The following is a 12,432-nucleotide window of genomic DNA, read 5'->3' on the forward strand; positions in this document are numbered from 1 at the left end:
GAAAATGGGGGGGCTTGCCTTTTGCCTTGCTATTGGTAGAGGCAAATGCTACAATTAAATTATAAAATGTATGCGTTTACATATTTTTACGCTACCTTTCTCAAAAAGCGTTTAAGTCCTTTATTTATAGGGGTCTTAGCAATTAAAGAAGGGAACAAATGTAAGTGCAAATAGATGATACCTTTGAAAAGGAGGCAGTTCCATGAAAAAAATTATCAATAAACCTGAAAATGTTGTGACAGAGATGCTAGATGGTTTGGCTTATGTTCACAGTGATTTGGTGCATCGTGTTGACGGCTTTGACATCATTGTAAGAAATGAGCAGGCTGCTGGTCAAGTTGGTCTCATTTCTGGTGGCGGAAGTGGTCATGAGCCAGCTCACGCTGGTTTTGTAGGTGATGGTATGCTTTCAGCAGCCATCGCAGGTGCAGTATTTACGTCACCAACGCCTGATCAAATTTTGGAAGCTATCAAGGAAGCAGATCAAGGGGCTGGTGTCTTCATGGTTGTTAAAAATTATTCTGGGGACATCATGAATTTTGAGATGGCTCAAGAATTGGCTGAAATGGAAGGTATCGAGGTTGCCAGTGTCGTTGTGGACGACGATATTGCTGTGGAAAATAGCCTCTATACTCAAGGTCGTCGTGGGGTTGCAGGTACCATTTTCGTGCATAAGATCCTAGGTCATGCGGCTCGCGAAGGTAAGTCTCTGGCTGAAATCAAAGACTTGGCTGACAAGATTGTTCCTAATATCCACACTATTGGTTTGGCCCTTAGCGGTGCGACAGTTCCTGAGGTCGGCAAGCCTGGTTTTGTCCTAGCAGAGGATGAAATAGAGTACGGTATTGGTATCCATGGTGAACCAGGCTATCGCAAGGAGTCTATGCAACCTTCTCGACAGTTAGCTGAAGAATTGACAGGGAAGCTCCTTGAAGCCTTTGAGGCTAAGTCAGGCGAACGCTATGCCCTTCTCATCAATGGTATGGGTGCGACACCTCTCATGGAGCAGTATGTCTTTGCTAATGATGTAGCAAGCATTCTTGGAGATGCCGGACTAGATGTGGCATATAAAAAATTAGGTAATTACATGACATCTATTGATATGGCAGGCCTCTCATTGACTCTGATGAAGATTGAAGATGAGGCTTGGCTTGAGGCTTTGGAGAGTCCAGTTAAGACTATTGCTTGGTAGTCTGACGTGAGAACTAGAAATTAGGTATATTATGGATAAAACAGTTGCAGTAAAATGGATGCAAGGCTTTAACCAAAAAGTTGAAGCAGAAAAAGACCACTTGTCTGAATTAGACGGTCCTATTGGAGATGGTGATCATGGTGCTAACTTGGCGCGTGGTATGGCGGCAGCCATTGAGGCTATTAAGAGCACGGAACCACAAAGTGCAGCAGAAGTGTTTAAGGCAGTCTCAATGGCCTTGATTAGCAAGGTTGGTGGTGCCTCAGGTCCGCTCTATGGGTCTGCCTTTATGGGCATGATGAAGGCTGAACAAGCTGGTCAAGATTTGGCAGGAGTGCTTGAGGCAGGTCTCGAGATGATTAAAAAACGTGGTCATGCACAAGTTGGTGAAAAGACCATGGTGGATGTTTGGCACCCAGTTGTTGAAGCTGTCAAACAAGGTCAATTAACCAATGACCTTATTGATCAAGCTGTTCTTTCAACCAAGGAAGTTGTGGCTACCAAGGGGCGTGCCTCTTATGTAGGTGAGCGTTCTATTGGTCACATTGATCCAGGCTCTTATTCGTCTGGTCTACTCTTCAAAGCCTTGCTAGAAGCGGAGGGCTAGGATATGCCAGAACTTGGAATTGTGATTGTGTCCCACTCTGCGGATATTGCTAAAGGTTTGGTGAGCCTGATTCGTGAAGTCGCTCCAGATATCCCTTTGACGGCTACAGGTGGTCTGGAAGATGGTGGCTTGGGATCTAGTTTTGACCATGTCCAAGTGGCTGTGGACAGTCAGCCCGCCAACCGACTCTTGGCCTTTTACGACCTAGGCAGTTCCCGTATGAATTTGGAAATGCTTGAGGAATTTTCAGACAAGGAAATCCTTATTCAACAGGTACCTCTCATTGAGGGGGCCTATGCGGCTGCAGCCTTGCTTCAGGCAGGAGCGAGTGAGGTTGAAATCTTATCTCAGATTAATGAATTGACCATTCAAAAATAGAAAAAGGAAAATTATGACAAATCAAATTAAGTATAACTGGGCTAGTCTTGGAACTGGCGTAATTGCCAACGAATTGGCACAAGCCTTGGAAGCTCTTGGTGGGAAACTCTATTCCGTTGCCAATCGTACCTATGACAAGGGTGTAGCCTTCGCTGAAAAATATGGCATTGAAAAGGTTTATGAAGAGATTGACCAAGTATTTGAAGATCCTGAAGTGGATATTATCTATATCTCAACGCCTCATAATACGCATATTAATTACCTTCGCAAGGCCCTCGCAGCTGGCAAGCACGTCCTCTGTGAAAAATCTATCACTCTAAACAGTGAGGAATTGACAGAAGCTATTCAACTCGCCGAAGAAAATCATGTCAAACTGGCAGAAGCCATGACCATTTTCCATATGCCTATTTATCGGAAACTTTCTGAAATCGTGGAAAGTGGTAAGTTGGGACCTCTCAAGGTTATCCAGATGAACTTCGGTTCTTATAAAGAATATGACATGACCAACCGCTTTTTCAATCGTAACTTGGCTGGTGGAGCTTTGCTTGATATCGGTGTCTATGCCCTTTCCTTTGTACGTTGGTTCATGACGTCGCAACCAACTGAGATGGTTTCACAGGTTAAATTAGCTCCAACTGGTGTTGATGAACAAGCGGGTATTCTCCTTACCAATGCAGAAGGGGAAATGGCAACGGTGACGCTAAGTCTTCATGCTAAACAACCTAAACGTGGCACCATCGCTTATGACAAGGGCTATATCGAACTCTATGAATACCCACGTGGACAAAGGGCGGTCATCACCTATACGGAAGATGGCTCACAAGAAGTCATCGAAGCAGGAGAAACCGCTAAAGCCCTCCAGTATGAGGTTCTGGATATGGAAGCAGCCGTTGCAGGAGAGAATGATTATACCTACCTCAATTACAGCCGAGATGTCATGGAACTTATGACACAACTCCGTAAAGACTGGGGTTTGACCTACCCAGAAGAAGAGTAGAAGTTTTGAAAACAGAGTAAAAAATTAGACTTATGTACTGACTCTAAATAGATATACTGTCAATTAAAGTGAGGGTTTAGCTCTGTATCCCATAGAACTAAGATCATTTAATTGATTCTATATAAATACATTTATATCAAAGGAGAAAGACTATGAGAAATTTTGCAAGTCCGTCACGTTACATTCAAGGTGAAAATGCCTTATTTGAAAATGCAAAAACCATTTTGGAACTAGGAAGTCATCCTGTACTATTGTGTGATTCAGTAGTTTATGACATTGTGGGTCAACGTTTCGAAGAATACCTCGTTCAAAATGGACTTACAGTTGTTCCAGTCTTCTTTAATGGTGAAGCTTCAGATAATGAAATTAATCGTGTGGTAAGTTTGGCCAAAGAAAAGGGCTGTAATTTAGTCATTGGTTTAGGTGGTGGTAAGACTATTGATAGTGCTAAAGCCATCGCAGATCTTCTTAAATCACCAGTAGTGATTGCTCCTACCATTGCATCTACAGATGCTCCGGTTTCAGCCTTGTCTGTTATCTATACGGACGAGGGTGCGTTTGAACGCTACATCTTTTATTCTAAGAACCCAGAATTGGTTTTGGTTGATAGTAAGGTTATCTCTCAAGCGCCAAAACGCTTGCTCGCTTCTGGTATCGCAGATGGCTTAGCAACTTGGGTAGAAGCTCGAGCAGTTATGCAGGCTAATGGAAAAACCATGCTAGGCAAACACCAAACACTTGCTGGTGTTGCCATTGCTGAACGCTGTGAAGAAATCCTTTTTGCAGATGGTTTACAAGCCATGGCCGCCTGTGAAGCAAAAGTTGTAACGCCTGCCCTTGAAAACATCATTGAAGCCAATACCCTTCTCAGTGGTATCGGATTTGAAAGTGGTGGCTTGGCTGCGGCTCACGCCATCCATAATGGTTTCACAGCCCTCACTGGCGATATTCACCATTTGACTCATGGTGAAAAAGTAGCTTACGGAACTCTTGTACAATTGTTCCTAGAAAATCGTCCAAAAGAAGTTTTGGATAAATACATTCGTTTCTATCAACAAATTGGCATGCCAACCACTCTTAAAGAAATGCATCTTGAAAATGCAAGTTACGAAGATCTTCTCAAGGTTGGTCAACAAGCAACAATTGAAGGAGAAACTATCCATCAAATGCCATTTGAAGTGAAAGCATCTGATATTGCGCAAGCCATCGTTGCTGTAGATGCTTATGTTCATGGATTAGCCTAAGTAAATTTGGTCTTTTGTAGGGAAAGTGCCACCATTCCCGTATAGGAATATTATCCCCCTCAGGCACTTATCCCAACAGGATAGACAAATTGTTATAGGAAAGGGTTCAGTTCTGTATTAGATAGGACTGAGCCCTTTTTACTATTTAAAAACCAATATTTCCAAAGTCCCTCAAAGCGGTTTAAGAACTTTTGAAAACATAAAACATTTTCAAGAAATCTTGATTTAACAGTCATTTCCCTTGTGTAAGCGTTTCAAAAGGTGTATACTATAAATGAAAAGATAGGAAAAGGAGATGACTAGTGGCTAGTATTACAATAGAAGCGAGCAAGGTAGCTAGAAAGAGTCCTATTCGCGTAGACAGTAGTCTTGTGGGGACAGTTTCTGGAGTGGAAGACGTGAGCGTTTCCCTACCATCGTCGAAAGCTCGTTTGAGTGTCGGAAAGTTGGGTTACAGGTCTAACACCATTACTGTCGAGGACGGACAAACCGTTCGTGTTACTAGCAATTTTCTAAATCGTTTCATAGCGATAGCGCCATTGTTACTCTATCTTGTTGGAGGCCGTTACCTCCCACTTGTTGCTGTCCTATCTACTATAATTTTGCTTTTTAGCTTACCTTTTCTCAAGTTAGAAATCGTAGGCTGATTAGAATCGGGAGTGGCTTAGCCCTCTGTTTGATACCTTTAACTCACTTTTTCATAATAATGCTAGGCCACTCCCTTTTCATTGGGAACGGGTCGAGACGAAAGAGTGGGTTATCAAAAAGGGAACTCGATAGAGCTTCCCTTTTTTCTTTCTCCAGCTAAAGTGATTTCGAAAAGACCCCAGTTGATAAAACTGAGGTCTTTCTTGTTTTAAATCATGAATTACTTACGGTACAATTTGTCGTATTGATAGTAAGGATCGAAGGTCACATTGATACCGAGCTTACGAAGAACATTTTTGTCTTCATCGGTAAGAATGATTGTTGAGTGAGCTTCAGAACCTTTGAGGTTACCAAGTTCCTCCATGGCACGCGCCGCATCCGCATTGTTGGCAGCAGTAATGGCCAAGGCGATAAGGATTTCGTTGGAGTGGAGACGAGGATTACGGCTACCCAGATGGTTAATTTTCAGACCTTGGATAGGTTTAACCACTTCAGGCTCGATAAGTTTAGTATCCTTATCAATACCTGCAGAAGTCTTGATAGCATTAATCAAAGCAGCTGCAGTTGGACCAAAGAGTTCTGAATTCTTACCAGTTACGATTTGACCATTTGGCAATTCGAGGGCAAGAGCAGAACCACCTGTTTCTTCAGCCTTAGCGCGTGCTGCAACAACCACTTGGCGATCTTCAGGAGTAATACCAAGATCATTCATGAGCAACTCAATCTTCTTGACAGCAGTCTCAGGAACACGTTCATTTTTAAAATCAAGAACGGTTTGATAGTAGCGACGGATGATCTCTTGTTTGGAAGCTTCTTTGGCTGCCTCATCATCCGTAATGGCAAAACCAACCATGTTAACACCCATATCTGTAGGTGAAGCGTAAGGTGACTCACCAAGGATGCGTTCAAGCATACGTTTAAGGACTGGGAAAATCTCGATGTCACGGTTGTAGTTTACCGTAGTTTTGCCATAAGTTTCCAAGTGGAATGGGTCAATCATATTGACATCATCAAGGTCGGCAGTGGCAGCTTCATAGGCCAAGTTGACTGGGTGATGAAGTGGCAAATTCCAAACTGGGAAAGTTTCAAATTTTGCATAACCTGATTTGATGCCATTGATTTGGTCGTGGTACATGTTAGACATACATGTTGCCAATTTACCAGAACCAGGACCAGGAGCAGTAACAACGATAAGGTTACGGCTAGTCTTGATATAGTCATTTTTTCCCATACCTTCAGGAGAAATGATATGGTTCATATCCGTTGGATAGCCCTTGATTGGGTAGTGGATGTAAGATGTGATGCCATTTTTTTCCAATTGGTTACGGAAAGCATCGGCTGCAGGTTGACCTGAATACTGCGTAATAACAACAGAACCCACATAGATATTGAGCTCGTTGAATTTATCAATCAGACGAAGGACCTCTTGGTCGTAGGAAATGCCAAGGTCACCACGAGCCTTAGAGTGCTCGATATTGCTAGCATTGATGGCGATAACCACTTCAACCTGATCTTTAAGCTCTTGAAGGAGCTTGATTTTATTGTCAGGCTCATAACCAGGAAGGACACGAGCAGCGTGGAAATCCTCCAACATTTTACCACCAAACTCCAAGTAGAGTTTCCCGTCAAACTGGTTAATACGCTCCAAAATATGGTCGCGTTGCAGATTCAAATACTGTTCAGAACTAAAAGCTTGTTTCTTCATAAATAAAAATACCTCTGAGAAAAATTATATCAAATGCCTGAGGTAAATGCTATTAGCGAAAGTCGATTTGTTGGAGAAAAAGAGTTTAAAGTCAATCATGATTAGAATATTTAATTTCATAAAGGTTTCACATTTGTCGTCTATAATTAGAATAAGAAATTAAAGCATCCTCACTTATCTTTGGTATAGCTGAGGGCTAATGTCTTAAATGGAGGTGGAAGATGGTTCTCTTACAACAGGCAACTGCTTATATTTTTCGCAAAAAAACGCGGAATTTTATACTTTTTCTCATTTTATTTTTGATATTATCTTGCTTGTATTTTTGTTTCTCTCTTATGCAAGTTGGTGGAGGAATGAAAGCACAAATCAGGAAGTCAAGTGGGGCAAGTTTTGCTCTGGTAAGTAAAGAAAGAGGCAGTGCATTTTCCTGGAAAGAGGGGGAAAAGATTAGTCATCTATCTGATGTGATGACAACGATACCTGAATATATAAGCCCAGTGCGACTTATCGATAAGAAGGTCGTTACAGGAAAACAAACGGTGGAACGTGATGATCTTCATAATGAGGCTAATCAAGCCTTGGGAGCCACTTTTACTAAGGAAACAGGCCAAAGTGTTGATTTTAGGAGTGGTGCTTTTCAACTCCTTAAGGGGAAGCACATATCTGCTAAAGGGCAAATTATGATTCATGAATCGCTTGCTAGGAAAAATAAGCTAAGCGTCGGAGACAAGCTGACCTTGTCCAATTTTCAGGTGACTGAAAATAGAGCTAAGAAAATGAGCTTTGATATCGTTGGTATTTTTTCTGGCAAGAAGGAGGAGACATTTACTGGAATGTCCTCAGATTTAAGTGAAAATCAAGTCTTCCTCCATTATGAGGACGCTAGCCAACTGCTTAATTTGACTGATAAGTTAGTGACAAAATTATCCTTTGGTATTAAGAATCCAGATAGAATCGACCAAGTCATTAAACAAGTGAAACAATTAGATATCGATTGGTATCGTCTACGTTTGGACGAGGACCGAAAAGCTTTTGACTCCTTGAAGGAATCGTCTCAAGCGCTACAAGGAATCGTCAGAACGATGTTGATTAGTTTAATTGTTACAGGAGTAGGTATCCTCTCGTTTTTAATGGCACTATGGACGCGTGAGCGAAATCATGAGATAGGTATTCTTTTAGCAATTGGGAAGAGCAAGGGACGCATTTTTGTTCAATTTCTTGTGGAGATATTGTTGGTGTCGCTTATGTCTTTGCTACCGGCCATTGCTATTGGACGGCTACTAAGTCGACTGTTTTTGCAAGAATTTTTAGGACAGCAAGGACAGCAGCAGGCTCTTCAGTTATTAGATCAAATTCCTCAGGGACTACCTTTAGGGCTATCTTATCTCTGTCTTCTAGTCTTGGTAATATCATCGCTCGGTGTGACAACAGGTCTCATTTGGCGCAAAACACCAAAAGAAATCTTATCTAATATGAGTTAAGGAGAAAGGAACACTATGTTAGAACTCAAAGATGTTACGTATAGTTATCAAAGTAAAAGTGAAGCTATCCTCTCGAAGGTGAGTTATCGTTTCGAGAAAGGTAAGTTTTATAGTATTATTGGGCAATCTGGAGCGGGAAAATCGACCTTACTTTCACTTTTGGCAGGTCTTGATTATCCCAAGAAGGGGCAGGTCTTGTTTAACGGAGAAAATATCAAGAAAAAAGGCTCCAGTTATCACTGTAGACACCATGTTGCGCTTGTTTTTCAAAATTACAATCTTATTGATTATCTTACACCTTTAGAGAATGTACGACTTGTAAATAAAAATGCCGATAAGAAGATACTTTCTGAATTGGGATTAGATGAAAAGCAAATTAATCGAAATGTCCTGCAACTTTCAGGTGGGCAACAACAACGTGTAGCTATTGCGAGGGCTTTGGTTTCAGAGGCTCCGATTATCTTGGCAGATGAACCGACAGGAAATCTAGACGAGGAAACTGCCAAGGATATTATTGCTATCCTTAAAAGAATGGCCTTAGATCGCCAAAAATGTGTCATAGTTGTCACGCACAGTAAGGAAGTTGCTCAGGCATCTGATGTGGTTTTAGAGTTGAAGAAGCAACAACTCATAGAAAAGAAAAAATAAAGAAAGGACTCTTATGTTTCGAAACGCTTTTGCATATATTACACGAAAATGGTCAAAGTCACTATTACTGTTAACTATTATTCTTTTGATGAGTACTCTTAGTTTGTTAGGACTTGCTATGCGAAGTGCAACCCAAGAAGCTGCATCCAAGAGTCTAGGGGCAATTACCAATAGTTTTTCAATGCAGATTAATCGTAACACGAATCCTGGAACTCCTCGAGGGGCTGGAAATCTTAAGGGAGAAGATATTAAAAAGATTAGTGAGACTAAAGGAATTGTTTCGACTATTAAACGGATAAATGGTATTGGTGATTTACTAGATTATGAGATTATTGAAACAGAGCAAACGCTACAAAATCAATCGCCAGAACGTGCTAAAAATTTTAAGTCTACCTTGATGTTGACAGGAGTCAATGACTCATCAAAAGAAGATAAATTTGTTTCAGGTGCTTATAAACTAGTTGAAGGAGAACATCTAACCGATAAGGACCATAATCAAATCTTGATGCACGAAGGTTTAGCTAAAAAGAATGGTCTTAATGTAGGAGATAAAGTAAAACTTAAATCTAATCTCTATGATGCTGATAACGAAAAAAGGGCTGATGAAACAGTAGAAGTGACTATCAAAGGTTTATTTTCTGGTCAAAATCAAGCTGCCGTTACCTATGCTCAGGAGTTGTATGAAAACACCCTCATCACTGATCTAGACACAGCTGCAAAACTCTATGGTAATACCGTAGAAACTGCCACTTATGAGGATGCCACTTTCTTTGCTAAAGGTGATCAAAATATTGATTCCTTGATAGCAAAGATTCAAAAGTTGGACATTAACTGGACCCTCTACGATCTTGTTAAGAGTTCATCAAACTACCCTGCTTTACAGGAATCTATTCTTGGGATGTATCGTGTGGCAAATCGTATGTTTATTGGAAGTCTCATTTTTACAAGTTTATTGCTAACCCTTCTGTTGATTTTATGGTTAAATGCTCGTCGTAGAGAAGTTGGTATCTTTTTGGCCTTGGGACTTAAAAAGACACAGGTTGCGGGTCAATTTTTAATGGAATTACTGATGATTGCCTTACCAGCCTTTCTTTTATCATATGGTTTAGCGAGTTTCTTTGCCGAAAAAGTTGGTAAAACAGTCCTTTCCAATGTTACGGAAGGTATCAATAAGCAAATGACAAAAGAATCTCTAGCTGCAAATCTCGGTGGAGGGGCTGAGGCAGAGAGCTTCAGTAAGACTCTGACTCAGATTCATATGACAGTCCAACCTAAGCAACTTTTGGTAGTCATTCTAGTCGGTGGCTTTATCTTAAGCTTGGTATCCTTGATTTCTTCTCGCTGGCTTCTTCACAAGAAACCCAAAGACCTCTTAGTTGATGTTGAATGATAAGTTTGCTGCACCTATAAAAAGCGGTATAATGAAAGAAAGCGACTATATATAGATGAAAAGGATAATGTATGAAGATACTAATCGTAGAAGATGAGGTCCTGATTCGAGAAGGGATGAGTGACTATCTCATGGAATGTGGCTATGAGGTCTTTGAAGCAGGCGATGGGCAGGAGGCCCTGGATCTCTTTCACAGAGAGACGCCAGATCTAGTCTTACTGGATATCCAGCTTCCTATCCTCAATGGCTTGGAAGTCCTCAAGACTATTCGGAAGACTAGCTCAGTCCCTGTCCTCATACTGACGGCCTTCCATGACGAGGACTATAAGTTGACGGCCTTTGGAGAGTTGGCAGATGGCTATCTGGAAAAACCCTTCTCCTTGTCCCTCTTGAAGGTCCGTATCGAAGCTATTTTTAAAAAGCTTCAACCTTCCCGGGTCTTCACCTATGGAGAGGCACGGGTGGATTTTGAGAGTTACACAGCCAGCCTAGCAGGCCAAGCCATTTCCATGAATGCCAAGGAGTTGGAAATTTTGGAATACTTGCTCCAGCATGAAGGCAAGGCCCGGACCCGCTCTCAGATCCTCGATGCCGTCTGGAAGGAGACGGAGGAGATTCCATTTGACCGGGTGATTGATGTCTATATCAAGGAACTACGAAAAAAACTAGAGCTGGACTGTATCGTCACGGTGCGCAATGTCGGCTATAAATTGGAGAGACCATGACCAAACGGAGTATCTTTGCAAAGATCTTTCTGATCACCTTTGCCCTTTTCAGTAGCTTAGTCATCCTTCTACACGCTTCGGTTTACTTTATTTTCCCGTCGACCTATATCGAGTCTCAGCGCCAGACGATTTTGAAGAAATCACAGGCCCTGGCCAAGAGTTTCCAAGGTCAGGAAGAAGGGACCATTGAGTCCGTCATCGACCTTTATTCCAAGACCAATGATATCAAGGTCTCGATCAAGGGCAAGGAAAAACAGAATGCCCTAGAGGTCAAGGATGACCTGCTCGTGAACCCTGACAGCCAGAATAATTCTCTGGTCATTGAAGAGCGAAAGATCCAGACAAAAGAGGGAAAGAACTTGACCTTGCAATTCTTAGCAACCGTCGATTCCCAAAAGGAAGCGCGGGACATCAGTCTGGGCTTTCTCCCCTATAGTCTCCTTGCTTCCTTTGTCCTGTCAGTGATTGCCTCCTATCTCTATGCCCGCCTGATTTCTGCTCCGATCCTTGAGATCAAGCAGATGACCAAGCGGATGAAGCGCTTGGATCGGACAGCCAGTCTTCCTATTCACTCTCAGGATGAGATCGGCGTTCTCAAGCAACAGATCAACGACCTCTATCACCATCTCCTAGAAGTAATCGACAATCTAGAGCAGCAGAAACAGGAAAATCTGAAGTTGGAGCAGATGAAGGTGGAATTCCTACGGGGGGCCTCGCATGAGCTCAAGACACCTCTAGCCAGCTTGAAGATTATTCTAGAAAATATGCGGGATAAGATTGGCCGCTACAAGGATCGGGACCGCTACCTGTCGGTCTCTCTCGATATCGTCGATGAGATGAATCAGATCGTCCTAGAAATCCTGTCCCTGTCCTCTGTCCAGGAATTGGCTGGTGACAAGGAGTGGATTCAGTTAGATGATGTGGTAAATCGCATACTCACTCAAAATCAAGTGTTGATTGAGAATCGCTCCCTATCAATTGACAATTATCTTTCGGCAACTAGTATTTTCATGAATTTACCTATTTTGAAATTGGTTCTCTCAAATATCATCAGTAATGCAGTCAAGCATTCTGATAAGGGTGGAGTGATTCGAATAGGTTTAGAAAATGAAGGAACTGATTTTGTCATTGAAAATACGAGTGTATCTAAAGAAAATATTTCAACTAAAGCTCAGTCTAAGAAAGAAGGAGGATTAGGACTTTTTGTGGTCAAATACCTTCTAGAACATGAGGAACTTAGCTATAGATTTGAGGAAAGTTCTACGGGGAGGCGCTTTGTTATGGTCTTGCCCAAAAAGTAAAAAGCGATGGTTAAGGTATTAACCATCGTTTTTTTTGTATTATGTGACTTTAAGTCCGTTTCGCTCCGAAGGTGCGAAACAGATAAACCACCCGCTATGCGGGTGCGCATCGAAGG

The 12,432-nt window shown here is 41.9% G+C and carries 12 protein-coding genes; 11 read left to right on the top strand and 1 reads right to left on the bottom strand.

Annotated elements, in window-relative coordinates; all coding sequences use genetic code 11:
- Nucleotides 1-202: 202 nt before the first annotated feature.
- The 6 genes from dhaK to H7T93_RS07755 all read left to right on the top strand — a co-directional run bounded on the left by dhaK (nucleotide 203) and on the right by H7T93_RS07755 (nucleotide 5,065).
- Nucleotides 203-1,192, top strand: a complete 990-nt coding sequence (gene dhaK, locus H7T93_RS07730; RefSeq protein WP_002891299.1) for a dihydroxyacetone kinase subunit DhaK — start codon at nucleotides 203-205, stop codon at nucleotides 1,190-1,192.
- Nucleotides 1,193-1,223: 31 nt separating this feature from the next.
- Nucleotides 1,224-1,799 (top strand): dihydroxyacetone kinase subunit DhaL, encoded by a 576-nt coding sequence (gene dhaL / locus H7T93_RS07735; protein ID WP_004182241.1) that lies wholly within the window; start codon nucleotides 1,224-1,226, stop codon nucleotides 1,797-1,799.
- A gap of 3 nt (nucleotides 1,800-1,802) precedes the next feature.
- Nucleotides 1,803-2,177 carry a dihydroxyacetone kinase phosphoryl donor subunit DhaM gene (dhaM, locus tag H7T93_RS07740; protein WP_049545759.1) on the top strand — a complete coding sequence of 125 codons (375 nt, stop codon included), beginning with the start codon at nucleotides 1,803-1,805 and terminating at the stop codon, nucleotides 2,175-2,177.
- Between the two features lie 13 nt (nucleotides 2,178-2,190).
- Nucleotides 2,191-3,174, top strand: coding sequence for a Gfo/Idh/MocA family protein (locus H7T93_RS07745; protein WP_201041741.1), 984 nt, complete (start codon nucleotides 2,191-2,193; stop codon nucleotides 3,172-3,174).
- A 152-nt stretch (nucleotides 3,175-3,326) separates the two neighbouring features.
- Complete coding sequence (locus H7T93_RS07750; protein WP_004182244.1) at nucleotides 3,327-4,418, top strand: glycerol dehydrogenase; 1,092 nt, start codon at nucleotides 3,327-3,329, stop codon at nucleotides 4,416-4,418.
- Nucleotides 4,419-4,720: 302 nt separating this feature from the next.
- Nucleotides 4,721-5,065 (top strand): hypothetical protein, encoded by a 345-nt coding sequence (locus H7T93_RS07755; protein WP_201036507.1) that lies wholly within the window; start codon nucleotides 4,721-4,723, stop codon nucleotides 5,063-5,065.
- Nucleotides 5,066-5,286: 221 nt separating this feature from the next.
- Here H7T93_RS07755 and H7T93_RS07760 read toward each other — a convergent pair whose 3' ends face one another.
- Nucleotides 5,287-6,771: a DUF1846 domain-containing protein gene (locus H7T93_RS07760; RefSeq protein ID WP_201036508.1), complete on the bottom strand. Its 1,485-nt coding sequence runs from the start codon at nucleotides 6,769-6,771 to the stop codon at nucleotides 5,287-5,289.
- A gap of 221 nt (nucleotides 6,772-6,992) precedes the next feature.
- Between H7T93_RS07760 and H7T93_RS07765 the strand changes: the two genes are divergently transcribed.
- The 5 genes from H7T93_RS07765 (at nucleotide 6,993) to H7T93_RS07785 (ending at nucleotide 12,316) form a co-directional block, all read left to right on the top strand.
- Nucleotides 6,993-8,252: an ABC transporter permease gene (locus tag H7T93_RS07765; RefSeq protein WP_201036509.1), complete on the top strand. Its 1,260-nt coding sequence runs from the start codon at nucleotides 6,993-6,995 to the stop codon at nucleotides 8,250-8,252.
- Between the two features lie 15 nt (nucleotides 8,253-8,267).
- On the top strand, nucleotides 8,268-8,900 hold the full coding sequence (locus H7T93_RS07770) for an ABC transporter ATP-binding protein (protein ID WP_175062974.1): 633 nt from the start codon (nucleotides 8,268-8,270) through the stop codon (nucleotides 8,898-8,900).
- A gap of 13 nt (nucleotides 8,901-8,913) precedes the next feature.
- Nucleotides 8,914-10,290, top strand: coding sequence for an ABC transporter permease (locus H7T93_RS07775; protein ID WP_048790035.1), 1,377 nt, complete (start codon nucleotides 8,914-8,916; stop codon nucleotides 10,288-10,290).
- Nucleotides 10,291-10,361: 71 nt separating this feature from the next.
- Nucleotides 10,362-11,015 (top strand): response regulator transcription factor, encoded by a 654-nt coding sequence (locus H7T93_RS07780; RefSeq protein ID WP_175062973.1) that lies wholly within the window; start codon nucleotides 10,362-10,364, stop codon nucleotides 11,013-11,015.
- Nucleotides 11,012-12,316 (top strand): sensor histidine kinase, encoded by a 1,305-nt coding sequence (locus H7T93_RS07785; RefSeq protein ID WP_175062972.1) that lies wholly within the window; start codon nucleotides 11,012-11,014, stop codon nucleotides 12,314-12,316. Before H7T93_RS07780 ends, H7T93_RS07785 begins: the two co-directional genes overlap by 4 nt.
- Nucleotides 12,317-12,432 lie beyond the last annotated feature (116 nt).

Source organism: Streptococcus sp. 9.1 (genome assembly GCF_016648815.1).
Classification (GTDB): Bacteria; Bacillota; Bacilli; order Lactobacillales; family Streptococcaceae; genus Streptococcus; species Streptococcus salivarius_E.